Source organism: Denitraticella aggregata (assembly GCF_048158365.1).
In the GTDB taxonomy this organism is placed as follows: Bacteria; Pseudomonadota; Gammaproteobacteria; order Burkholderiales; family Rhodocyclaceae; genus Azoarcus_F.
The window spans coordinates 373,659-396,889 of record NZ_JBLLNL010000001.1; the positions used below are offsets into that span (position 1 = coordinate 373,659).

At 64.6% G+C, this 23,231-nt stretch carries 23 protein-coding genes; 15 read left to right on the top strand and 8 right to left on the bottom strand.

All coding sequences use genetic code 11. From position 1 onward, the window contains the following. Positions 1-8: 8 nt before the first annotated feature. A complete protein-coding gene (locus tag ACKVEX_RS01795) occupies positions 9-182 on the bottom strand; it encodes a hypothetical protein (protein WP_473213965.1) in 174 nt (57 codons plus the stop codon). Positions 183-413: 231 nt separating this feature from the next. Here ACKVEX_RS01795 and ACKVEX_RS01800 point away from each other — a divergent pair, with 231 nt between their 5' ends. The 7 genes from ACKVEX_RS01800 (at position 414) to ACKVEX_RS01830 (ending at position 5,796) form a co-directional block, all read left to right on the top strand. Beyond that, entirely contained in the window at positions 414-1,061 is a 648-nt protein-coding gene (locus tag ACKVEX_RS01800; protein WP_473213966.1) for a DUF2796 domain-containing protein, read from the top strand. A gap of 9 nt (positions 1,062-1,070) precedes the next feature. Beyond that, positions 1,071-1,781 carry an ABC transporter ATP-binding protein gene (locus ACKVEX_RS01805; RefSeq protein ID WP_473213967.1) on the top strand — a complete coding sequence of 237 codons (711 nt, stop codon included), beginning with the start codon at positions 1,071-1,073 and terminating at the stop codon, positions 1,779-1,781. Continuing rightward, positions 1,778-3,040 carry an ABC transporter permease gene (locus ACKVEX_RS01810; protein ID WP_473213968.1) on the top strand — a complete coding sequence of 421 codons (1,263 nt, stop codon included), beginning with the start codon at positions 1,778-1,780 and terminating at the stop codon, positions 3,038-3,040. The genes ACKVEX_RS01805 and ACKVEX_RS01810 overlap by 4 nt, the downstream gene beginning before the upstream one ends. A 6-nt stretch (positions 3,041-3,046) precedes the next feature. Next, on the top strand, positions 3,047-3,670 hold the full coding sequence (locus ACKVEX_RS01815) for a DUF3299 domain-containing protein (RefSeq protein ID WP_473213969.1): 624 nt from the start codon (positions 3,047-3,049) through the stop codon (positions 3,668-3,670). 76 nt (positions 3,671-3,746) lie between these two features. Beyond that, positions 3,747-4,328, top strand: coding sequence for a TolC family protein (locus ACKVEX_RS01820; protein ID WP_473213970.1), 582 nt, complete (start codon positions 3,747-3,749; stop codon positions 4,326-4,328). A gap of 95 nt (positions 4,329-4,423) precedes the next feature. Continuing rightward, complete coding sequence (gene queF / locus ACKVEX_RS01825) at positions 4,424-5,275, top strand: NADPH-dependent 7-cyano-7-deazaguanine reductase QueF (RefSeq protein WP_473214274.1); 852 nt, start codon at positions 4,424-4,426, stop codon at positions 5,273-5,275. A gap of 212 nt (positions 5,276-5,487) precedes the next feature. Then, entirely contained in the window at positions 5,488-5,796 is a 309-nt protein-coding gene (locus ACKVEX_RS01830) for a c-type cytochrome (protein WP_473213971.1), read from the top strand. A 119-nt stretch (positions 5,797-5,915) separates the two neighbouring features. Here the strand turns inward: ACKVEX_RS01830 and ACKVEX_RS01835 are convergent, their stop codons facing one another. The 4 genes from ACKVEX_RS01835 to ACKVEX_RS01850 form a co-directional block, all read right to left on the bottom strand. Next, positions 5,916-8,081: a putative bifunctional diguanylate cyclase/phosphodiesterase gene (locus tag ACKVEX_RS01835; RefSeq protein WP_473213972.1), complete on the bottom strand. Its 2,166-nt coding sequence runs from the start codon at positions 8,079-8,081 to the stop codon at positions 5,916-5,918. Positions 8,082-8,152: 71 nt separating this feature from the next. Next, positions 8,153-10,213 carry an ATP-binding protein gene (locus ACKVEX_RS01840; protein ID WP_473213973.1) on the bottom strand — a complete coding sequence of 687 codons (2,061 nt, stop codon included), beginning with the start codon at positions 10,211-10,213 and terminating at the stop codon, positions 8,153-8,155. A 161-nt stretch (positions 10,214-10,374) separates the two neighbouring features. Beyond that, positions 10,375-11,511 carry an EAL and HDOD domain-containing protein gene (locus ACKVEX_RS01845; protein WP_473213974.1) on the bottom strand — a complete coding sequence of 379 codons (1,137 nt, stop codon included), beginning with the start codon at positions 11,509-11,511 and terminating at the stop codon, positions 10,375-10,377. Positions 11,512-11,526: 15 nt separating this feature from the next. Next, positions 11,527-12,546, bottom strand: coding sequence for a CDP-6-deoxy-delta-3,4-glucoseen reductase (locus ACKVEX_RS01850; RefSeq protein WP_473213975.1), 1,020 nt, complete (start codon positions 12,544-12,546; stop codon positions 11,527-11,529). A gap of 21 nt (positions 12,547-12,567) precedes the next feature. Between ACKVEX_RS01850 and ACKVEX_RS01855 the strand changes: the two genes are divergently transcribed. From ACKVEX_RS01855 to ACKVEX_RS01865, 3 genes are read left to right on the top strand one after another with little or no spacing between them, the layout of a single operon-like run. After that, positions 12,568-13,473: an NAD-dependent epimerase/dehydratase family protein gene (locus tag ACKVEX_RS01855; protein WP_473213976.1), complete on the top strand. Its 906-nt coding sequence runs from the start codon at positions 12,568-12,570 to the stop codon at positions 13,471-13,473. Continuing rightward, a complete protein-coding gene (locus tag ACKVEX_RS01860) occupies positions 13,467-13,877 on the top strand; it encodes a CopD family protein (protein ID WP_473213977.1) in 411 nt (136 codons plus the stop codon). The genes ACKVEX_RS01855 and ACKVEX_RS01860 overlap by 7 nt, the downstream gene beginning before the upstream one ends. Before the next feature lie 16 nt (positions 13,878-13,893). After that, a complete protein-coding gene (locus ACKVEX_RS01865; protein ID WP_473213978.1) occupies positions 13,894-15,051 on the top strand; it encodes a THUMP domain-containing class I SAM-dependent RNA methyltransferase in 1,158 nt (385 codons plus the stop codon). A 27-nt stretch (positions 15,052-15,078) separates the two neighbouring features. On the opposite strand, the gene ACKVEX_RS01870 is transcribed toward ACKVEX_RS01865, so the two are convergent. Continuing rightward, positions 15,079-16,212 carry a PilT/PilU family type 4a pilus ATPase gene (locus tag ACKVEX_RS01870; protein ID WP_473213979.1) on the bottom strand — a complete coding sequence of 378 codons (1,134 nt, stop codon included), beginning with the start codon at positions 16,210-16,212 and terminating at the stop codon, positions 15,079-15,081. A gap of 119 nt (positions 16,213-16,331) precedes the next feature. Beyond that, positions 16,332-17,375, bottom strand: a complete 1,044-nt coding sequence (locus tag ACKVEX_RS01875; RefSeq protein ID WP_473213980.1) for a type IV pilus twitching motility protein PilT — start codon at positions 17,373-17,375, stop codon at positions 16,332-16,334. A 99-nt stretch (positions 17,376-17,474) separates the two neighbouring features. Between ACKVEX_RS01875 and ACKVEX_RS01880 the strand changes: the two genes are divergently transcribed. From ACKVEX_RS01880 to ACKVEX_RS01900, 5 genes are all read left to right on the top strand, one after another. Beyond that, entirely contained in the window at positions 17,475-18,176 is a 702-nt protein-coding gene (locus tag ACKVEX_RS01880) for a YggS family pyridoxal phosphate-dependent enzyme (protein WP_473213981.1), read from the top strand. After that, positions 18,173-19,003 (top strand): pyrroline-5-carboxylate reductase, encoded by an 831-nt coding sequence (gene proC / locus ACKVEX_RS01885; protein WP_473213982.1) that lies wholly within the window; start codon positions 18,173-18,175, stop codon positions 19,001-19,003. The genes ACKVEX_RS01880 and proC overlap by 4 nt, the downstream gene beginning before the upstream one ends. Positions 19,004-19,008: 5 nt before the next feature. Next, on the top strand, positions 19,009-19,590 hold the full coding sequence (locus ACKVEX_RS01890) for a YggT family protein (protein WP_473213983.1): 582 nt from the start codon (positions 19,009-19,011) through the stop codon (positions 19,588-19,590). Then, a complete protein-coding gene (locus tag ACKVEX_RS01895) occupies positions 19,587-19,910 on the top strand; it encodes a DUF167 domain-containing protein (protein WP_473213984.1) in 324 nt (107 codons plus the stop codon). The genes ACKVEX_RS01890 and ACKVEX_RS01895 overlap by 4 nt, the downstream gene beginning before the upstream one ends. 193 nt (positions 19,911-20,103) lie before the next feature. Beyond that, the gene (locus ACKVEX_RS01900; RefSeq protein ID WP_473213985.1) at positions 20,104-21,798 is read left to right on the top strand and encodes an acyl-CoA synthetase; all 1,695 of its coding nucleotides are present in this window, start codon (positions 20,104-20,106) and stop codon (positions 21,796-21,798) included. Between the two features lie 144 nt (positions 21,799-21,942). Here the strand turns inward: ACKVEX_RS01900 and ACKVEX_RS01905 are convergent, their stop codons facing one another. Then, positions 21,943-23,229 (bottom strand): dihydroorotase, encoded by a 1,287-nt coding sequence (locus tag ACKVEX_RS01905; protein ID WP_473213986.1) that lies wholly within the window; start codon positions 23,227-23,229, stop codon positions 21,943-21,945. Between the last annotated feature and the right edge of the window lie 2 nt (positions 23,230-23,231).

Here is a 23,231-nt window from a genome sequence, read left to right on the forward strand (position 1 = left end):
GTCCCGTCTCATGCCAGCGCCCAACCGACGATCAGCCATAACAGCAGCGATACCGCCGCCGCGATCGCCAGTCGCCAGGATGCGCCGCCGGTCAACACCGAATATGCGACGTCCGGCAGGCCGCCGTGCGCCGGGTGGTGATGAGGATGCGCCTGGGCGGGTGAGATCTTGGTGGTCGTCATGATTGTGGGCGAATGCTTCAGGGTCGCCTGCGAGGCCGGCTGCGCTGTTGGGACAGCCCGATCCGGGGTCGAAGGGCACGTCTGGATTTCGAACCGTGGTTCTGCGGCGGATTTGTATTCGAGAATGCAACATTGTAGCATTCGCTCGGAATTGCATCGACGATTGCTCGGAGCGACCGCAGCATGCGATGCCAATCTCGACCCTGAACGCCCACCTGGAGGCCCCCGTCAATGTCCAAACCTTTGAATCTACCGTCGCTGGGCTGCGGCTCCGGTGCGTTCTTCAAGCCAGTCATTGCCAGTATGGCGCTGGCCTTCGCAACGGCAGTCGGGGCGCAGCAGGGTGCGCATGAGCATGGCGTGGCCGAACTGCGGGTCGCGCTCGAATCATCGACGCTGTTGATAGAATTCGACAGTCCGCTGGACGGCATCGTAGGGTTCGAGCACGCACCGAGCACCGATCAGCAACGCGAGGCGTTGCTGCAGGCCGAACGCAGTCTGCAGGAATTCACGCCGCTCTTCACGCTGCCTGCGGCCGCCGGCTGTGTACTCGCCGACGTTCAGCTGGAGTCGCCCTATCCGCAGGGCGACGACGATCACGACGAGCACGATCACGACGAGCACGATCACGACGAGCACGATCACGACGAGCACGATCACGACGAGCACAGGCACGACGAGGCGGATGCCCATGCCGATCTGTATGTCGTGTATCAGTTCGAATGCGCCAATCCGGCTTCACTCGACCGGCTCGATGTGAGACTGTTCGACGCGTTTCCGCGTCTGCAGACCGTTCGTGCCGCAGTCGCGTCACCGCAGGGGCAGAGCGCGGTCCGCATCGACCGCGCGTCCCCGTCGCTTCGTCTGCAGGGCCGGTGAAGCGTCTTCATGTCTGAGCACGTACCCACACCGGCCGTCGAATTGACCGACGTCCGTTTTCGCTGGGCGCGGGGCGCCGACGTGTGTCTGGACGTGCCGACCTTCAGTGTCGGCACGGGCGAACGCGTCTTCCTCCACGGGGCGAGCGGCAGCGGCAAGTCGACGCTGCTGTCGCTGGTCGCCGGTGTGATCGCGCCGGAGCAGGGGCAGGTCCGGGTCCTGGGGCAGAATCTGGCCGCGATGAGCACCGCTGCGCGTGACCGGTTTCGCGCGGCGCACATCGGTTTCATCTTCCAGTTGTTCAACCTGATTCCGTATCTGTCGGCCCTGGACAACATCCTGTTGCCCTGTCGCTTTTCGGCGGAGCGGGCGGTACGGCTGCAGAGCTCGCCACGGGACGAAGCCCTGCGTCTGGCGGATCGGCTCGATCTCGATCGGGCATTGCTCGTCCGTTCGGCGGCGGAGCTGTCGGTCGGACAGCAACAGCGCGTGGCGGCCGCGCGGGCGTTGATCGGCCGGCCCGGCATGATCATTGCGGACGAGCCGACTTCCGCGCTGGATGCGGATCGGCAGCAGGCCTTTCTCGATCTGTTGTTGAGCGAATGCGAAGGCGTCGGAACGACGCTGCTGTTTGTCAGCCACGACCACAGGCTTGGCGAACGATTCGCGCGTACGGTCGAACTGGGCGCGATCAACCGCATGACGGCGGGTGCGGCATGACCCCGTTGTGGCATCTGACCTGGCGCAGCATTGGGAACCGGCGTCTGACCGTCGGCCTGACCGCGCTCGCGGTGGCCCTCGCGGTCGCGATGCTGCTCGGGGTAGAGCGCTTGCGCAACGACGCGCGTGAAGGATTTGCGCAGACGCTCTCCGGAACCGACCTGGTCATCGGCGCCCGCAGCGGACCGGTGCAACTGCTGCTCTATGCGGTCTTCCATATCGGCGATCCGACCAACAACGTGTCATGGGACAGCATCCGGCAGATCGCGGCGCACCCGCAGGTCGATTGGCTGGTGCCGATCTCGCTCGGTGACTCGCATCACGGTTTTCGCGTGGTGGGTACGAGCACGGATTTCTTCAGGCATTATCGTTACGCGCGCGACCGCAATCTTGCTTTCACCGACGGTGCGGCCTTCGAAGGACTCTTCGACGCGGTGGTCGGCGCCGAGGTGGCCGCTCGCCTCGGCTATCGGGTCGGACAGTCCATCGTCGTCAGTCATGGTGCGGGCGACGTGAGTTTCGCGACGCATGACGACAAGCCATTCACGATCGTCGGCATTCTGGCGCGGACCGGCACGCCGGTGGACCGGTCGGTGCTCGTGAGTCTGGAGGCGATCGAGGCGATTCACGTCGATTGGGCGGGCGGGGCGCGCATGCCCGGCGTCTCCATACCCGCCGCGCATGTGCAGCGTTTCGACCTGACCCCCAGGGAGGTGACCGCCGCGCTGGTCGGGCTCGAGTCGCGGGTGGCGGTGTTTCGGGTGCAGCGTTTCGTGAATGCGTTTCCGGACGAGCCGCTGCTGGCGATTCTCCCGGGTGCAACCCTGCAGCAATTGTGGAGTCTGATTTCTGTTGCCGAGCGCGCCCTGATGGTGGTATCGGCGGTGGTGGTGCTGGTCGGGCTGGCGGGACTGGTCGCGGTCGTGGTGGCGAGTCTGGGCGAGCGCCGGCGAGAACTGGCGATCCTGAGGGCGATGGGGGCCAGCCCGCGGCAGGTGTTTCTGTTGCTGGCACTGGAGAGTCTGGTCATCAGCCTGATCGGCTGCATCGCCGGCCTCGCGCTGGTGCAGGGCGTGTCGCTGCTGGTCGGACCGTGGCTGGCCGCACAGCATGGACTGTTGCTGAGCACCGGCATGCCGGCAACGGGAGAATGGGTGCTGCTCGGGAGCGTGATGATCGCGGCGTTCCTGGCCAGTCTGGTGCCGGGGTTTCGTGCCTACCGCTATTCGCTGGCCGACGGCATGACGATCAGAATCTGAGGATGAATGAGCTTGAACCGTACAAAAAATTTGCTGATGGCCGGCTTGCTGGTTTGCCTGGCAGGCGTAATTACGCCCGCTACGGCGCAGGATGCGCCGCCTCCTGCGGACGGGGCGTTCCAGATCGGTGACACGCTGGCCGCAGGCGATGGCGCGACCAGCGACGGGTTCCAGGAGATCAGCTGGGACGATCTGATTCCGCCCGACTGGCTGCCGGAGGACCTGTTCGCGGGGCTGTTCGACGATGCGAACATGGATGCCCTCGATGACTACGACCCGCGGGCGGTCGAGATCATGGAGAAGATCCGGGAGATGTGGGACAGCGCCCCGGTCGTGGACCGCTTCGACGGCAGGCGCATCCGCATTCCGGGCTTCGTGGTGCCGCTGGAGAGCGACGGCCAGAACATCCATGAGTTCCTGTTGGTGCCGTATTTCGGCGCGTGCATCCACGTGCCGCCGCCGCCGGCCAACCAGCTCATCCATGTCATGCCGGACAGCGAGATTCCGGCCGCCTGGAACATGGTGCCGGTCTGGGTGAGCGGCGTCCTGACCGTCGCACGCTTCAACTCCGAACTGGGCTCGGCCGGCTACCAGATGCGCGGCATTCGGGTCGAAGAGTACAAGGAATAGCGCACCGCCGAGCTTGCGCTTTTGGTGTATGTGACCGAGGCGGCGTCCGACAGCCTGCTCGAATGCCTGATTCTGCTTGGCACATGCGCACGGCGGCGGCTTGACCCGCGACGGCGTGGTCGGACTGGTGATGACCTACAACCTGAGCCGGGGCGGCGCTGATCAGGCCAGGCTGCGTCGGGCCGCCGAAACCGCCAACGAAGGCATGGACTTGCGCGAGAAGGTCTGTCGCGACGTTCGGCAATCCTTGTCGATCGCTTACAACGACGTCAGTCGCCTGAACGAGCAACTCGGCTATCTGGCGCAGCACCGACGGTCGTCCGAGCGAACGCGCCAGGCCTACCGCCAGCAGTTCGACATCGGGCAGCGCACGCTGCTCGATCTGCTCGACACCGAGAACGAGTTCTCCGAGGCGAGCCGTGCCTATGTCGGCGCGCTCCATGATCAACTCGTGGCCGAGGCGCGTTCGCTGGCCGAGATGGGACGTCTGATGCGTGCGCTGGATGTGGCCCGGGAGGATCTGCCGACCCCGGCAGATCTCGGCCAGCAACGCGGCGCGATCGATCCGGATTCGATCTGCCCGCCAGAGGCGCCGGAACCGTTGCGGATCGACAAGGAGGCGGTGTTCGCGGAGGCGATGCGCGCAATGAGTCGCTGACGCGCCTGAGGCTGCGCTCGAGTCGATCTCGGCACTTCCCCGAAAGTGGTTCGCGCTGCGGCCGGCCGCCCCGATCCGATACAATCCGGCTCATGATGAAGACCATCCAGAACAGCGACGATCCTGACCGCACGATGCCTCTGGGCCGGCCGGTGTCCTACCGTGACAGCTATGCACCGGAGTTGCTGTTTCCGATCGCGAGGCAGACCAAGCGTGACGAGCTCGGCCTTTCCGGGGGCGCATTGCCGTTTCACGGTGTGGACCTCTGGAATGCGTACGAGGTGTCCTGGCTGGATGGGCGCGGCAAGCCGGTCGTCGCGCTGGGGCGCTTCGAAGTGCCTGCCGACTCCCCGTGTCTGGTCGAATCGAAGTCGCTCAAGCTCTATCTGAACTCCTTCAACCAGACCCGGTTTGTGGATATCAGTGGTGTTCGGGATGTGATTGCGCGTGACCTGTCCGTCGCCAACGGCGCGCGCGTGGACGTCGAACTGACCTCGCTGTCGGCACGGCCGGTGCGCAGGGTGGGTTATCCGGACGGCGTGCTGCTCGACGAGCTGGATGTCGAGATCCGGACCTATCAGCCCGACCCGTCGCTGCTCAGTTGCGACCCGGGCGGCGAAGCGGTGACCGAAACGTTGTTCTCGCACTTGCTGAAGTCCAACTGCCTCGTCACCGGACAGCCCGACTGGGGATCGATCTTCGTCCGCTACCGGGGCGCGCGAATCGACCGTGAAGGGCTGCTTCGCTACATCGTGTCCTTTCGCGGGCACGACGAGTTTCACGAGCAATGCGTCGAGCGGATCTTCTGCGACATCCTGAGGCGCTGTTTGCCGGTGCAACTGATGGTGTGGGCGCGCTACACCCGCCGCGGCGGTCTGGACATCAACCCGTACCGCACGACCGAACCCGCCGGAGCGGTGGACGACCAGTTCGAGGTGCGTCAGTAGTGGCGCTTCGCGTCGCCACGGTCGACGGCGTCGCGTGAGCGACACATTCCGCGGTCAACCCTTTGCGGGGCTGGTGCGTTGAAGTGGCAAGCCGGCTTGGTGCGACGATGTGACTCACTGCGGTTTTGCGCTTCAGACGGCGATCCGGTAGGCAAACTACCTTGCTTGGTTTAGTATCGTGTGCTCGCCACACTACTGTTGAGAGGATGACTATGAAGCTTTTCCTTACCGTCGCCGTCGCTGCCGGACTGCTCGCCGCGGCGCCTGCCTTCGCCGACGCTGATCTGGCCAAGGCCAAGAACTGCATGGCCTGTCATGCGGTTGACAAGAAACTGGTCGGCCCGGCCTACCAGGAAGTCGCGGCCAAGCGCGCCGATCAGGCCGATGCCGTCGAGTATCTGGCCAAGAAGATCAAGGCGGGCGGTTCCGGCGTCTATGGTCCGGTACCGATGCCGCCTAACCCGCAGGTCAGCGAGGAAGAGGCCGTCAAGCTCGCCGAATGGGTGCTGAGCCTGAAATGATGGGTCTCGCGGTCGCATCGACAGCATGACGCGACCCACGCGAAAAACCGGCCAAGGGCCGGTTTTTCGTTTCCGCCGATCGGGCTTCGTGGTGGCACTTCGGGCCGGGTTCGCCCCGGTCAGATCGCCCTGGGCGCCATGCCGATCAGCGTGCTCGCGTCGGCTGCCTGCATTGGGCGGGCGAAGTAATAGCCCTGCATCACGTCGCAGCCGAGCGCCTTCAGTGTCTTCGCCTGTTGTGCGTGTTCGACGCCCTCTGCGATGAGTTCCAGTCCGAAGCCCTTGGCGATGCCGGTGATGGCCGAGATGATCGGATTCGTCATCAAACCGTCCAGGTCGCGGACGAAGCTTCGATCTATCTTCAGTACGCTGACCGGAAGTTTCTGCAGATAGGCCAGCGCGGAATAGCCGGTACCGAAATCGTCTATTGCGACGCCGATGCCGGCGCTGCGCAGTTCGCGGACCTTGGCGGCCACGCCGGCGGTGTCCTGCATCATCATGCTCTCGGTGATCTCGAGCTCGACCTTGCTCGGCGGAAGGTCGTAGCGTTGAATGCAGTCGGTGACGAATTGCACGATGTCGCCGCGATCGAAGTCATGCGGAGCAAGATTGAGCGACATCTTCAGGTCGCAGTAACCGGCCTTTCGCCAACTGGCCAGTTGCATGCATGCGCCTTCCAGTACCCACCGGCTGATCTCGCCGATGAACCCGACCTCTTCGGCCACCGGGATGAATACGTCAGGGCCGATCAGACCGTTTTCCGGATGATTCCAGCGCAGCAGCGCCTCCATGCCGACCACGCGCTGCCTCGACAGGCTGACCTGCGGCTGGTAGTACAGTTCCAGCTGGTTGCGTTCGATAGCCATGCGCAGATCGTTCTCGACCGCAATGCGGCTCTGATGGTGTGTATTGAGTTCCGGGGCGAAGAAGCGGAATCCATTCTTGCCGGAACGCTTGACCTGGTACATTGCGATATCCGCGTGCTGGGTCAGGGCTTCCGCGGTCTGGCCGTCCGGGGGATAGATCGCGATGCCGACACTGGCGGTAGCACGAAAATCGCCGTGATCCAGCGGAAACGGATCCTCGAGGGCGAGCAGGATCTTGCGGGCGATGACCTCGGCGTCCTCGGGGCCGGCGATATCGGGAAGGAGTACCGTGAACTCGTCCCCTCCCAGTCGGGCCAGCGTGTCGCCGCGCCTCAGACTGTTGCTCAGTCGGGTTGCGATCCCGCGCAGCAGGGCATCGCCCTCGGCATGACCATAGGTGTCGTTGACGAGCTTGAAGCGGTCGACATCGACGAACATCACCGCAAGCGAGCCGCCCCGGCGCTGCGCCTGCACAATGGCGAGTTCCAGACGGTCCTTGAACAGGACCCGGTTGGGCAGCCGCGTCAGTTGATCGTGATACGCCTGGAAACTGATGATCTCCTCGGCCCGCTTTCGATCCGAAATGTCGCGCGCCACGCCGTAGAGGCCGACGTAGCGGTTGGCGCCGCCGTCACGGCCAAGCATGGGAATGCCCTGCATCGCGACCGTGATGAAACCGGCCCCCCCTTCCGCCGGTGAGCGCCGAAGACGCAGTTCCACGCTGAAGCTGGACGACGGACTTTCGAGCTGGGCCTTGAGCAGACTCTGGATGCGATCGAGATCCTCGGGCATCACCAGCGACAGGAAGGGCCGCTTCAGCAACTGGTTGCGCTGATAGCCGAGCAGCCCCTCGATGCGCGGATTCAGATAGCTGAAGCGCGCCTGCGCGTCGATCGTGAAGATCAGGTCGGGCGAACTCTCCACCAGATAACGGTGCAGCCGCTCGGACGCTCTGAGCTTGTCGCCCATGACCTTGTTGGTGCGTTCCAGCGCGGTCTTGTGCAGAGCGCCCTGAACGGCGCGCTGAAGCTGGGCGACATGGTAGGGTTTGCGCACGAAGTCGTCGGCTCCGCGACGCAGCGCGCCGATCGCAGCGTCGATCGCGTCCTCGCCGCTGATCATGATCACCGCCTCCTCGCGGGATGCATTGCTCAGCCAGTCGAGCACGGTCAGGCCGGTCCCGTCGGGCAGCCGGTAATCGAGAAGAATCAGGTCGAACGTGGCGTGCTCGAGGATCGCGATCGCCTCGGACACGCTGCCGCAAAGCTCGAAGCGTCGATCGTCCTGCGCGAGGATGTGCGGAAGGCTTCGGCGCAAGGCCACGTCATCATCGACGACCAGGATGCGTATCATGTCCTCAGGGTCCGACGCGACTTCGGAAGACTGGCCGTAGAAGGGCGCCTCACCTGGAATGACCATGATCCCTGTTCTGTGTGTTTCGATCTGTTGCTCTTCGGAATCCGTGACGAACTCCGCGCATCCCGACTAATTTAACTTGATTCCGTAGCAGGAACAAGCAATTGAAAGCTTGTCCCGGTGCCGGGCTGACTACGACAAAGGATAGAGCCATGCCATTTGCCGAGGATCTCATTCACGATCGACAGTCCCAGACCCTGATGTTCACCGCCTTTCGTGCTCGGGTGTGCGGCGAAGAGCCGTGACAGACGCTCGGCCGGCAACCCCGGGCCATTGTCGATGACGCGAATCTCGATGCATGCGATTCCATTGACGATCAACTGCCCGGGGACCACGATGGAAAAGCGCTTGCCCGGTTGCAGCGCTTCCGAGGCGTTGCGGAACAGATTCAGCAGCACCTGTTTCAGGGCCGAAGCGGGCATCGCGGCCGGCGGCAGTGCCGCGCTGGTGCGTACCTCGAACTGTATCCCGCGGCGAGTGAACAGCGCCTCACCGTAAAGTGCGCGCATGTCCTCGAGCAGAGCCGGGATCCGGCATGTCGCCGGTTCGGTGGCCTGTGCCGGTGGATGCGCGACTTCGCGGAACAAGGTGCCCAGCCGTTCTACCTCTGCCCTCAGGATGCGCAGTTCGTCATTGAGCGCACGCGCTTCCGGGTGCCGGTCGGGCATCACCTCCAGGTAACTCTTGATCACCGTGAGCGGATTGCTGGCCTCATGGACGATTCTGCGGGCGTGCTCGCGGAATCGGCTCTCGATCTCCGCGCTCATCCGATCCTGATGTGTCCGCTCCGTGTCGATGCGCAGCCACGCATCCGCGGCTTCGGTGGTCAGTTGTACCAGCAGGTCGCAGATCTCGGTGCGGGGCGGTGCCTCCCGGTCGGCGGCGAGCACCGCGACGACGCGCCGACCCTTGCAGGGCAGCGGCAGGCAGATCAGCGTATCGGCACGCAGCCACTGCGAGACATGCCAGTCCGCGACCGCGCGCCCCGGCGTGGCGCCGTTGCCCGCGCGGCTCGAAGGCTCTCCGGTTCTGGATGCGAGCGCGATCACGCTGGTCTCGTCCTCCAGGTGCAGCTTCAGCTCGTTGAAATACGCGTGGATGCCGGCATCGTCGCCGAGCGCCAGCGCGACCAGGTCGTCCTGCTCCGAAACCGTCACGATGAGCGGCACGCGCGTCCTGCACAGCAGCCACGTGGACATCATGAATCGCGAACTGATGGCCTCCGGTTCAAGTGCGGCAAAGGCATTGCGGATGCAGCCGGCCAGCGCCGCCCGCCTCAGGAAGTCGTCGGGCAGTCCGGGGAGCATCGGCACCGCAAGCGCTCTGGCCGGCATGCGATCCTGTTCGGCCCCCGAGTCGGTCAGCGCAGGCGGTGCGATCGTGTCCGGCGCGATACGTTGCTGCGCGATGAAGGCGACGTCGGTCCGCAGACTGAAAAGCGCCGATGTCGACAGCGCGCACAGCCCTGACATGCTGTCGACATGGTGATCCCAGTCGTCCGCCGCCAGTTGTACCGCGACCCGAATGAGCTTGGTCAGCGGATGCGCGAAGGCGAACCGCTCTTCCAGTGCCGAACCGAAGCGCAACGCGTCCCCGATTGGACCGTTCACGCCGCACGCTGCCAACAGGGTGGCCCTCAGTGACGCGGCGTCGGTCTTGACCGAATTCGAGCGGAGGGAAGCGTCGGCTGCAGGCGGAATCAGCAGTTCGTCCAGGCGATGCCAGAGTCCGGCAAGATAGGCTTCGTCCGGATGCGGGTAGCGCGTTTCGAGCGCGAGGTGCAGCGCGCATTCGGCCGCCATCACCGAGCGCGCGTGCAGTTCGGGGACGTGTGGGGACGGCGGCGGGTTCCAGCTCTCCTGCAGCAGCCAGGCGCGCAACAGCTCGACGCCGACGCTTTGCAGTCGTTCGATGACCCGGTCCTTGAGATCGCGCTCCAGGCGCCTCGCCTCCAGCGGTGCGGCGGTCAGCAAAGCATGGAGCAGGCCGGGTGAGTGCATGATCTCTTCTGCCAGCTCACTCCAGTCGACCGAAGCCGTTCCGAGCTGGCGCAGCAATGCGCCGGCCTGCTCGGGCAGCACGGCAAATCGTATCGAACCGGCAAGGAGTGGAGATTCGGCGGATGCCAGCATCATCGGCTCACGGGGCCTTCTTAATCTTGCCCCGATTCTATGAGCCGGCCTCAGGCGGGCTGCGTGACCGAATACGCGTAAGCGATCCATTGCGACAGTATCTAGGGCTGTCCGTGAAAAATGCACTCAAGATTCATCGTCGGACGCGCCGCGCGCCGTTTCGCTCAGCTCTGGAGGCTGTCGGCGAACCCGAGTGCACTCAGCAAGGCCTTGTTGATCTGCTCGTTGGTGAGTTGCAGTTCCGCTGCCTGCCGCTGCAAGTGGGCCGCATCGAAGTTCTCGCTGGCTTTTGCCAGCTTCAGGAACGGGGCAAACTCGCCTTCCTCATGCAGCAGGGCATCGGTCACGTTGTCCGGCAGGTGCATTTCATCCAGGATGCTTTGCATGGACGTGCCAAGCAGCACCGGCAGCAACGAGAATGCGCCGGTGATGAACAGATTGTCGAGTTCGGACTTGTCGAAGAAGCTCGAACCGATCTCCTCCATGAAGCGACCGCGGGCGATCGACGTCTGCATCATCGCCTGGGCCCCAGGATCACGGGTCGCGGTGACCAGCAGCAGCGACAGCCATTTGTTCAGATTCGAATAGCCAAGGATCGTGACCGCGTGGCGGAAGGACTGGATCTCGCACATCAATCCGAAGCCGGCCGAGTTGATGTAGCGCAGCAGCTTGTAGGAGATCGCGACATCCTGCTTCAGCAGTGCCTCGATCTCGCGTATGTCCGCATTCTTCCGGACCAGGTTGAGCAAGCGCACGATCTGCGCATGGCCTGGCGTGAGAGCCTTCGGGGGTGGGTTGCCGTACAGGAAGAACCAGCCGGAGGCCCCGTCGAAACCGTTCTTGACAGCGCGCTGAAAGGCCTCGATGTCGGGCAACCCCCAGGCGAGCGCGATGCCCGGGGAGCCGGCCGACGTGGGATGTTTGCGGGCGTCCATCAGCACGAAGCGCCAGTCGGCGTCCAGCGGCAGCTCGATACCGGGCGAAAACCAGCTGAGGCAGGTGCTGACGCCGGCCTGGCGCAGTTCGGGCAGCAACTGGCGCGTCTTCGCATGTGCGAGTGCCTGCGCCGGAATTTCGACCATCGTGTTCGGTGCGATCTGCCAGCCGAGCAGTTCAGGGGTCGGAACCAGTCGCGCCAGCGACACGAACACGGTGTGATGCCCGGGCCACACGTCGCTCAGATCGTTCAGCGTCTCGACGACCGATGCGATGTTCGGCCCGTGGGCGATAAGGCGGTTCGCGGTGATCGCACGTTTCTTGTTGACGACCGGTTCGCGCGTGAGGATCGTGGTCTGGTTCATGAGCTCGGCGGCGTATCAGGGTGAGGATGCGAAGGTGAAGGCGTCGGCGAAGAACGCGTCTTCAGACAGGTGGCGCGCCGTCACCAGGTCGCTTCGAGTGGCGTCGATCATCGCGGGTGCACCGCAGGCATACACTTCGTATCCGGACAGGTCCGCGACGTCTTCCATGACAGCATGATGCACCAGTCCGCGGCGACCTTGCCAGTCGTCCGTTGCATTCGCGTCCGACAGCACCGGAATGTATCGAAAGCCGGGCAGCGCGGATTCCCAGCTACGCGCAAGATCGTCCCGGTACAGACCCTCGCGGTTGCGCGCGCCCCAGTACAGCACCATGGGCCGGCTGCAGTGCGTGTCGATCGCATGTTCGATGATGCTCTTGATCGGGGCGAAGCCGGTCCCGCCCGCGATCAGCACGATGGGTCGCTGCGTGTCCTCGCGCAGGAAAAAGCTCCCCAGCGGCCCTTCCAGGCGCAGGATGTCCCGAACCTTCATCGAATCGAACACATGGGTCGTGAAGCTGCCGCCCTCGACTCTACGGACATGGAGTTCGAGATGATCCGCCTGGTGGGGCGGATTGGCGATCGAGAAGCTGCGGCGGCGTCCGTCCGTGAGCAGAAAATCGATGTACTGACCGGCGCGGAAACGGAACTGTTCGCTCGCGGGCAGCTTGACCGTCAGGATCATCACGTCCGACGCCACCCGTTCCAGCGACTGGACGCGGCATGGCATCTTCTTGCACGGGATGTCACCGATTCGGGCCAGCGTGCGCACGCCCAGCACCATGTCCGATCTGGGGCGAGCCTGGCACAGCAGCGCGTAACCTTGCGTGCGCTCTTCTGCGCTCAGGCCGCTGCCCGACGTGTCGCCCGGGTCGAACTCACCGCTGATCACGCGCGCCTTGCAGGTTCCGCAGGCACCGTCACGGCATCCATAGGGGAGCAGCAGGCCCGCGGCCAGCGCGGCCTCCAGCACGGTCTGCTCGGAGCTGGCTTCGAAGGACTGGGCCCCCGGTTCGGTCGAGATCTGAAACTGCATCGGTCGTGAGATAATCCGTCAATGAAAAGCGTTCTGATAGTCGGTAGCGGTGATGTGGCCCGCCGGGCCATTCCCTGGCTGGCGAAACGGTTCCGGGTCTATGCCGTGACACGTCGGCACGACGACATCGATGCACTTCGGGCGGCCGGCGCGATCCCGCTGATCGCCGACCTCGATGACCGCAGAACGCTCAGGCGCCTGGCGGGCATTGCACAGTGGGTGCTTCACTTCGCGCCTCCGCCTGCAAGCGGTGCCGTGGATACCCGAACGGCAAATCTCATTGCCGCGTTCACAAGCCGCCAAAGTCTACCACAGCGTCTCGTATACATAAGCACGACAGGGGTTTACGGCGATCGGGGCGGCGCATGGGTGAGCGAAACCGATTCCTGTCGGCCCACTACGGCCCGCGCCAGACGGCGGGTGGACGCCGAGGCGCGGCTGCGCCGCTTCGGACGCGGTCGGGGCGTGACGGTGGCGATCCTGCGGGTGCCCGGCATCTATGCGGCGGATCGACTCCCGGTGGCCCGACTGCAGCGCGGCGACCCGGTGCTGTCGGCCGACGAGGATGTCTACACCAATCATATTCATGCCGAGGACCTGGCCCGCGCTTCATGTCTGGCGCTTTTTCGGGGGCGTCCCGGCCGGGTCTATAATGCGGTCGATGAAACGGCCCTGAAGATGGGCGATTACTTCGACCTCGCCGCCGACATGTTCGGTCTGCCACGTCCGCAGCGGGTCAGTCGTGCCACGCTGGCAGGCGTGGTATCGCCGATGGCGCTGAGCTTCATGGCGGAATCCCGTCGCCTCGGCGGCGAACGTTTCCGCCGGGAGTTGCGTTTCCGGCCCACCTATCCGACGGTGCGCGAGGGCCTGGCCGCTGCGCTCCCCGAATCCCGCAATCGAACTGGAGAAACGCCCCGATGCTGACCGTCAAGGCCCTGCATATCGTTTTTGTCGTGAGCTGGTTTGCCGGGCTTTTCTATCTGCCCAGAATCTTCGTCAATCACGCCATGGTCGAGGATGCCGCCACCCGCGAACGGCTTGCGATGATGGAGCGAAAGCTCTATTACTTCGTGACCCCGATCGGAGCGCTCGCGGTCGCGCTCGGGCTCTGGTTGTGGTTCGGCTACGGCTTTGGCGGGGGCTGGCTGCACGTGAAGACCACGCTGGTGGCCGTGCTCATCGCCTACCATCTCTACTGCGGGAAGCTGATGCGCGACTTCGCAGCTGGGCGGAATACCCGCAGCCATGTCTGGTACCGGGTTTTCAACGAGGTGCCGGTGCTGGTCCTGCTGGTGGTCGTGTTCCTGACCGTATTGAAGCCGTTCTGATGCACGCGAGAACCCTGTGACCTCACCCGAATTCTATTTCGCCCCGTGTCCGCGGGGGCTGGAACCCGCGCTGGTGGACGAACTGACCGGGCTGGGGGCGACCGATGTCGCTCCGACCCATGGTGGGGTGGGCTTTCGGGGCGACTGGGCGACCTGTTACCGGGCCAATCTCGAGAGCCGCATCGCGACCCGCGTGCTGTGGCGGATCAACCAGGGCCGCTATCGGGCGGAGGAAGACATCTACCGACTGGCCTACGCGGCGACCTGGGCGAAATGGTTCACGCCCGACGATACGATTCGGATCTATGTTACGGCTCGCCACTCGCCGCTCAGAAGCCTGGAGTTCGTGACACTGCGGATCAAGGATGCCGTCTGCGATCATTTCCGCACCGTCTCCGGGCGGCGTCCCAGCGTCGATACCGCGGCACCCGCCGTGCGCATCCATGCGTTCCTGACCAAGGACACGGTGGCGCTGTACCTCGACACGTCGGGCGAGCCGCTGTACAAGCGCGGCTTCAAGCAGGCGGCGGTCGAAGCGCCGCTGAAGGAGAATCTGGCGGCCGGCATCCTGCGGCTGACCGGCTGGACGCCTGGCGAGGCCCTGATCGATCCGATGTGCGGCAGCGGCACCTTTCTGATCGAGGCGGCCCAGATCGCACTCGATGTCGCACCCGGTCTCGGGCGTTCGTTCGGTTTCGAGCGTTTCCGGCATTTCGAGCGGCCGGTGTGGGCCGCGCTGCGCAGCGCGGCCGAGGGCCGGCGCAAGCCGGCCCGCCCCCTGAACATCTTCGGCTCGGATGTCGTCGGAGACCAGGTCCGACGCGCCGGCGTCAACCTGAACGCAGCCGGACTGGGGGTCTGCGTCGAACTGGAGCGCGCGGATTTTTTGGAGCGGGAGTCCCCTGCGGGCGAAGGGGTGCTGGTGACCAATCCACCCTATGGCGTGCGCATCGGCGAACTCGAGGCACTCGCCGAACTCTACCCGCGCTGGGGCGACGTGCTGAAGCAGCGCTGGGCCGGCTGGCGCTGCTATTTCCTGAGCGCGGACACCGCGTTGCCCGGCCTGTTCGGGCTCAAGGCGAGCAAGCGCACGCCGCTTTTCAACGGCGCGCTGGAGTGCCGGCTCTATGAGTACCGCATCTTTACCGGAAGCCAGCGCAAGCCGAAGGTCTGATCCCCGGCCGCCCGGGCCGGGGCCGCGTCACACGATATCCAGATTCTGCGCGCCCGACACGAAGTCCTTGTCGCCATGACGGCTGTGCAGCTTGATCTGCAGGCGCAGGTCGTTGATCGAGTCGGCATTGCGCAGCGCGTCCTCGTACGTGATCAACTCGTCTTCGTAGAGCTGGAACAGGCTCTGGTCGAAGGTCTGCATGCCGAGTTCGCGCGAGCGCTTCATCACGTCCTTGATGCCCGGCACCTCGCCCTTGAAGATCAGGTCCGAGATCAGCGGCGAGTTCAGCATGATCTCGACCGCAGGCACGCGGCCCTTGCGTTCCCTGAGCGGGAGCAGCCGCTGCGAGATCAGTGCGCGCACGTTCAGCGACAGGTCCATCAGAAGTTGCTGGCGCCGCTCCTCGGGGAAGAAGTTGATGATCCGGTCCAGGGCCTGGTTGGTGCTGTTGGCGTGTAGCGTGGCCAGGCACAGGTGGCCGGTTTCGGCGAACGCTACGGCATAGTCCATCGTTTCGCGATCACGGATCTCGCCCATCAGGATCACGTCCGGCGCCTGGCGCAGCGTGTTCTTCAGCGCGACCTCCCAACTGTCGGTGTCGATGCCGAGTTCGCGCTGGGTCACGATGCAGTTCTTGTGCTGGTGCACGAATTCGATCGGGTCCTCGACCGTGATGATGTGGCCGTACGAATGTTCGTTGCGGTAATCGACCATCGCCGCGAGCGACGTGGTCTTGCCGGTGCCGGTGCCGCCCACGAAGATCACCAGTCCCCGCTTCGTCATCGCGATGTCGCGCAGCACCTCCGGCAGTCCGAGTTCGTCGAAGGTCGGGATCTTCTGTGCGATCGTGCGCAGTACGAGGCCAACCCGGCCCTGCTGGATGTGGGCATTCGCGCGGAACCGTCCGATTCCGGCCGGCGAGATCGCGAAATTGCATTCCTTGGTCGATTCGAATTCGGCTGCCTGGCGATCGTTCATGATCGAGCGCGCCAGTTCGGCGGTGTGCGTCGGGCTCAGGATCTGGTTCGACTGCGGGACGATGCGCCCGTCGATCTTGATCGCCGGCGGAAATCCCGAACTTATGAAGAGGTCCGAGCCGTTCTTCTGCACCATCAGCTTCAGCAGATCGTGCATGAACTTGAGTGCCTGGTCGCGTTCCATCCTCTAGTCTCCAGTCGGAAAACGCTTGCGTTCGCGTTGCGTTGAATTCATCTTGGTTTCGCCGGTGTGGCTGCGGGCCTGCGAACTCGTGGCTGCGCTGCAATCTCGCGGGGCCTCGGTCATCCCGCGAAATTGTCCTTGTTCTGCGCGCGCATGCGCGCTTCGCCGACCGACACGATGTTGCGTCGGACCAGATCCTGAAGGCACTGGTCCAGCGTCTGCATGCCCAGGCTCTGACCGGTCTGAATCGCCGAGTACATCTGCGCGACCTTGTTCTCGCGGATCAGGTTACGGATGGCCGGCGTGCCGATCATGATCTCGTGCGCCGCGACGCGGCCCGAGCCGTCCTTGGTCTTGAGCAGCGTCTGCGCGATGACTGCGCGCAGCGATTCCGACAGCATGGCCCTGACCATGTCCTTTTCCTCGGCCGGAAACACGTCGATGATCCGGTCGATGGTCTTCGCGGCCGATGACGTATGCAAGGTCCCGAAAACCAGGTGGCCGGTCTCTGCACCGGTCAGCGCGAGACGGATCGTTTCCAGGTCGCGCATCTCGCCGACCAGGATGACGTCGGGATCCTCGCGCAGAGCGGAACGCAGCGCGTTGGTGAACGACAGCGTATCGCGGTGGACCTCACGCTGGTTGATCAGACAGCGCTTGGATGTGTGCACGAATTCGATCGGATCTTCGATCGTCAGGAGGTGGGCGTACTGGTTCTCGTTGATGTAATCGATGATGGCTGCGAGCGTGGTCGATTTGCCCGAACCGGTCGGACCGGTGACCAGCACGATGCCACGTGGCTGGTCCGCGATCTGCTTGAAGATCTTGGGTGCGTTGAGCTCCTCGAGTGTCAGCACCTTGGACGGAATCGTCCGGAACACCGCCGATGCGCCGCGGTTCTGATTGAACGCATTGACCCGGAAGCGCGCGAGGTTGGGAATCTCGAAGGAGAAGTCGCATTCCAGCACTTCCTCGTACTGCTTGCGCTGGGAGTCGTTCATGATGTCGTACACCATCGCGTGTACGTCCTTGTGCTCCATGGGCGGCAGATTGATTCGCCTGACGTCACCATTGACCCGGATCATCGGCGGAAGGCCAGAGGACAGATGCAGGTCGGAGGCCCTGTTCTTGACTGAAAAAGCGAGCAGTTCGGTTATGTCCATGAGGTCTGGGCGCGCACTTCGATAGGAAGGTGGGGGCAAGCGGAGGCTACAGTAGGCGATGCTATACTGTTGCCGCTTCGAATGCCGGGTCACCGCTATATGACATCAATCTCAGCCAACTTGCAAGCCGTGAGGCGGCGTGTCGCCGCGGCTGCCGACGCGGCGGGGCGTGATGTCTCCGGTATCGCGGTGTTGGCGGTGAGCAAGACCTGGCCGACCGGGTCCATCATCGAGGCAGCCCGTGCCGGGCAGCGCGCATTCGGCGAGAATTACGTCCAGGAGGGTGTCGGCAAGATCGAGGCGCTCGCGGACCGGGCGCTCGAATGGCATTTCATCGGCCCGTTGCAGAGCAACAAGTCGCGACTCGTCGCCGAACACTTCGACTGGATGCACTCGATCGACCGTCTGAAGCTCGCCGAGCGCCTGTCCGTCCAGCGTGATCCCGCACGTGCGCCGCTTCAGGTCTGCATACAGGTCAATGTCAGTGGCGAGGCCAGCAAGAGCGGTGTCGCACCGGAAGAGGTTCTGCCCCTCGTTCGCGCAGTCGCCGAACTGCCGCGACTGGCATTGCGCGGGTTGATGTGCATCCCTGAACCGGTGCAGGATGAAACGGTGTTGGGTGGACGGTTCCGGCTGCTGCGCGAATTGCGTGACGAACTGAATGTGCGGGGTTTCGCGCTCGACACGCTGTCGATGGGCATGTCGGACGATCTCGAACTCGCGATTGCAGAGGGCAGCACGATGCTGCGGATTGGCAGTGCGATATTCGGGGCCAGAACGAGGCAGGGAGTGGAATCGTGAGCGGGCGTTCGAGGGTTGGGTTTCTGGGGGGCGGCAACATGGCGTCCGCATTGATCGGCGGCATGCTGTCGCGCGGATGTCCGCCGGGGGACATCCAGGTGGTCGACCCGTCGGGCGAGGCCTGTCAGCGGCTCACCCGTGATTTTGGCGTGCGTGCGGTGCTGGCGGTGGACGACGCGTTTCTCGACTCGGACCTGATCATGCTCGCGGTCAAGCCGCAGCAGATGAAGCTCGCGCTGTCGCCGCTGAACGGGCGGCTGACACGCCAGTTGCTGGTCAGCATCGCCGCGGGCCTGCACATGAAGGACATTGCGCGCTGGACCGGGGGATACCGCGCAATCGTGCGGGCCATGCCGAACACGCCGGCCCTGATCGGCGCGGGGGTCACCGGCGTGTTCGCCGACGCCAGCGTCGGTGCGGCGGACCGTGACGCGGCCGAGCGGGTGCTGTCGGCGGTCGGCAGCGTCGTCTGGGTCGCCGAAGAGAGCCTGATCGATGCGGTCACGGCCGTGTCCGGCAGCGGACCCGCGTACGTCTTCCATTTCATCGAGGCGCTGGAGGCCGCCGGTGTGTCGCTCGGTTTCGATGAATCCACTGCGCGCAGGCTCGCGATCGAAACCATGCTCGGCGCCGCCCGCCTGGCCGCCGATTCCGACGAATCGCCCGCGGTACTGCGCGAGCGCGTGACCTCCAAAGGGGGGACCACTGCGGCCGCGCTCGCAAGCATGGCCGAGTCGGGCGTATTCGATGCGATCGTGACCGCGGTGAAGGCTGCCGAAGCGCGCAGCCGGGAGCTCGGCGATGCGCTTGGCCGGGAGGAGGGCTGATCACGATGCTGGGAAGCATTCTGCTGCTGCTGCTCAATTTCGCTTTCGGTTTCATCACCTTGCTGCTGCTGGCGCGTTTCTTCATGCAGTGGCAGCGCGTGTCGTTCCGCAATCAGATTGGACAGTTCGTGGTCACGACCACCGACTGGATCGTCCGCCCGCTGCGGCGTGCGGTGCCCGGGCTGTTCGGTCTGGACCTGGCCAGCCTGCTGCCCGCGTGGGCGTTTCAGACCGCCTATGTGTTCATCGAGCTGAGCCTGCGCGGCGCGACGTTCGACGGTGGTCCGCTGGGGGTGCTGCTCGGCCTGTGGGGGCTCGGGCTGGTGGGGCTCGCGCGCATGGCGATCTATCTGATCTTCGCGGTCGTGCTGGTGTCGGCCGTGCTGTCCTGGGTCAGTCCGCACGCGCCTGCCGCGCCACTGTTCCGGGGCCTGGCCGAACCCTTTCTGCGTCCGTTCCGGCGCATCGTTCCGATGATTGCCAACATCGACCTGTCACCGTTGCTGCTGCTGTTGCTGCTGCAGATCCTGCTCATCGTGCTGGGCGGCTTCCGCGCCAATTTCATGTTGCTGCTGTTCGCGGGATGACCTGCGACTGGCTGAGGACCCATGGCGACGGGGGTGTTTTGCTGGACCTGCATGTGCAGCCGGGAGCAAAGCGAAGCGGTTTCGTCGGTCTGCATGGTGATGCGCTCAAGCTGCGGTTGGCTGCGCCGCCGGTCGACGGCAAGGCCAATGCGGCGCTGTGCGATTTCATCGCTGGCTTTTGCGGTCTGCCTCGGGCCGCGGTCACGCTGGTGAGCGGACAGACGTCGCGGCGCAAGCGCGTGCGCATCGACGGGGCGGATCGGGCCACGGTCGACCGCCTTCGGGCTGCCGCCGACGCCACCGGAGCCCCGGCAGCCTGAGCGGCGCGGACACCGCCGCCGTGTCGAGGCGGGCCTGTCCGGCCCGGCCCGGCCCAAGGGTGTGTCGGGGGTGCGTGTCGCCAGCATGGGCGCATTGTCGCGACAAGTCGGTCCGCAACGACTACGATTGCACCCATCAGCGCCGATGCACGGCGCTGGGAAACGACACAAGAATTCGCCTGGAGGAGACACGATGGCGAGCATCGATCGTTACGAAGAGCTCTACACGTCCTGGCGCTGGCAGGTGCCAGCCGATTTCAACATCTATCAGGCCTGTTGTGCGCGCTGGGCAGAGGATGGGTCCGCCGAGCGGGTCGCGCTGATCGTCGAGGACGACACCGGCGCCTGTACTCGGCATAGCTATCATGATCTTCGGGTCGCGGCCGAGCGTCTGAGTGCCGCGCTGCAGGGGCTGGGCGTTCGTGCCGGCGATCGCGTCGCGGTGGTGTTGCCGCAGTGTTTCGAAACCGCGGTCGCGCACATGGCCGTCTACCGGCTCGGGGCGGTCGCGATGCCGCTGTCGATGCTGTTCGGGCCGGATGCGCTAGAGTACCGGTTGCGCGACAGTGCCGCCGTGCTGGCGATCGTCGACGCCCCAGTCGCCTCGGCGGTGATCGGTCTGGTCGAGTCCTGCCCCGACCTCAAGACGCTGGTCACGGTCGGCACGCCGACCGTTTCGGAGCCATCGAACCTCGCTGCGCTGCACTGCGTGACGTGGCACACTCTGATGGAGGGCACCGATCCGGTGGGGCCGGTGACCGAGACCCGGGCGACCGATCCGGCGGTGCTGATCTATACAAGCGGCACCACCGGCCCGCCGAAGGGCGCGTTGATGCCGCAGCAGGCGCTGCTCGGCAACCTGCCGGGTTTCGTCGCCAGTCAGAACGGTTTCCCGCGCGACGGCGACGTATTCTGGTCGCCCGCGGATTGGGCCTGGACCGGGGGGTTGATGGACGCGATGCTGCCGACGCTCTACTTCGGTAGCCCGTTGGTGGGTTTCCGCGGTCGCTTTTCGCCCGAGCGCGCGTTCGACCTGATGAGTCGCCATCGGGTCACGAACACGTTTCTGTTCCCGACTGCGCTGAAAGCCATGATGAAGGCCTGTCCGCAGCCGCGTGACCGCTTCGATCTGAACCTGCGGGCGATCATGAGTGCCGGCGAGGCGGTCGGCGATGCGGTGTTCACGTGGTGCGCGCAGGCACTCGGGGTGACCGTCAACGAGATGTTCGGGCAGACCGAGATCAACTATATCGTCGGCAACAGTCATCAGGACTGGCCGGCGCGACCGGGATCGATGGGGCGGGCCTACCCGGGGCATCAGGTGGCGGTGATCGGCGATGCCGGGTCCCCGGTACCGTCGGGCCAGCTGGGAGAGGTCGCGGTCAATCGCCGCGATATCCATGGCGATCCGGATCCGGTCTTCTTCATCGGCTACTGGAAGAATCCGGGAGCGACCGAAAGCAAGTTCTCCGGCGACTGGTGTCGGACCGGGGATCTGGCCGTCTGCGACGACGACGGCTACCTCTGGTACAAGGGACGCGCGGACGACATGTTCAAGGCGGCCGGATACCGGATCGGGCCGTCGGAAGTGGAGAACTGTCTGGTCAAACACCCGGCCGTGGCGAATGCGGCGGTGGTGCCCAAGCCCGACCCCGAGCGCGGTGCGCTGGTCAAGGCCTATGTGGTGCTGGCCGCGGGCTACGAGGCTTCGTCCGAACTGGTCGACAGCCTGCAGGCCCATGTCCGCAGCCAGCTCGCCCCTTACGAATATCCCAAGGAGATCGAGTTCATCGACATGCTGCCGATGACGACGACCGGCAAGGTACAGCGGCGGGTGCTGCGTCTGCAGGAAGAGGAGCGGGCAAAACTAGGAGGCTGTCGGACTTGAAGCTGATCTACTGCGTCGGTGGGATAAGCTATCGATGTTTGCCCGATTTTTCGTTGCATAGAACCACTATGCGCCTCAAAATCGAGCAGATCTGTCCTCGCTTTCCCACTCGGCTCGTGACGATCGCTCAAGTCCGACAGCCTCCTAGGCGGGTGAACCACCGAACATCACCTTGCCCTTGACCAGCGTGTAGCGCACCTGCCCGGGCAGTTCCAGCCCGAGGAACGGCGTGTTCTTGCCCTGACTGATCAGGTCTTCACGGGTGACTCGTCGCCATGCCTGCGGGTCGAAGATGCACACGTCGGCGCGTGCGCCGGGCGAAAGATGCCCGGCCTTGGCGATGCCGATGATGCGCGCGGCATTCGACGTGACCCGGGCGAGCGCGTCGATCAGCGCGACGCCCTCGTCCTGCGCCCATTTGAGGGTCAGCGGCAGCAGCAGCTCCAGTCCGGTCGCGCCCGGTTCGGACTCGCTGAAGGGCGTGAGCTTGCCGTCGTCGTCGACCGGTGTGTGGTCCGAGCACAGCGCATCGATCCGGCCCGCGCTGAGCCCCTCGCGCAGCGCATCCCGGTCGCGCTGGCTGCGCAGCGGCGGGATCAGATGGCAGTTGGCGTTGAAATAGCCGATGTCCATGTCGGACAGGTGCAGGTGGTTGATCGACACGTCACAGCTGATATCGATGCCGTCGGCACGGGCCTGGTCGATCAGGTGTAGCCCTTCGGCGCTGGACAGGCGGGTGATGTGCAGGCGGGCGCCGGTGCTGCGGGCGAGCTGGATGTAGGTGTACAGCGCGACCGTCTCGGCCGCCACCGGGATGCCCGGCAGGCCGAGACGACTGGCGACCTCCCCGTCATGTGCGAAGCCGCCGCGCGACAGGAAAGGCGCGATGGGCTGGAGCCACACCCTGAAATCGAAGGTCGCCGCATACTGCATCGCGCGCATCAGCACTGCGCTGTCGATGATCGGCACGTTCGCCTGGCTGAAGGCGACGCAACCCGAATCGACCAGTTCGGCCATCTCCGACAGGCGTTCGCCCTTGAGCCCCAGCGTCAGCGCACCGACGGGATAGACGTGCGCGCGATTGAGCTTCTTGGCGCGATGGCACAACATCTCCACCAGGCCGGGTTCGTCCAGCGTCGGGTCGGTATCGGGAGGGATCGCGAGGCTGGTGATACCGCCGGCCATCGCCGCATCCATCTCGGATTCGAGTGTGGCGCGATATTCGAAACCCGGTTCGCGCAGGCGCGCCGCCAGGTCGATCAGACCGGGACACACCACCAGCCCGGTCGCGTCGATGATCCGGTCCGACTGGAATCCGTCGGGCGCGGCGCCTTGAGCGATGATGCGGCCGTCCGCGATGAAGACGTCCCGCGTTTCATCGGTATTGTTGGCCGGGTCGACGACACGGCCGTTGCTGATTCTGATCTTCATTT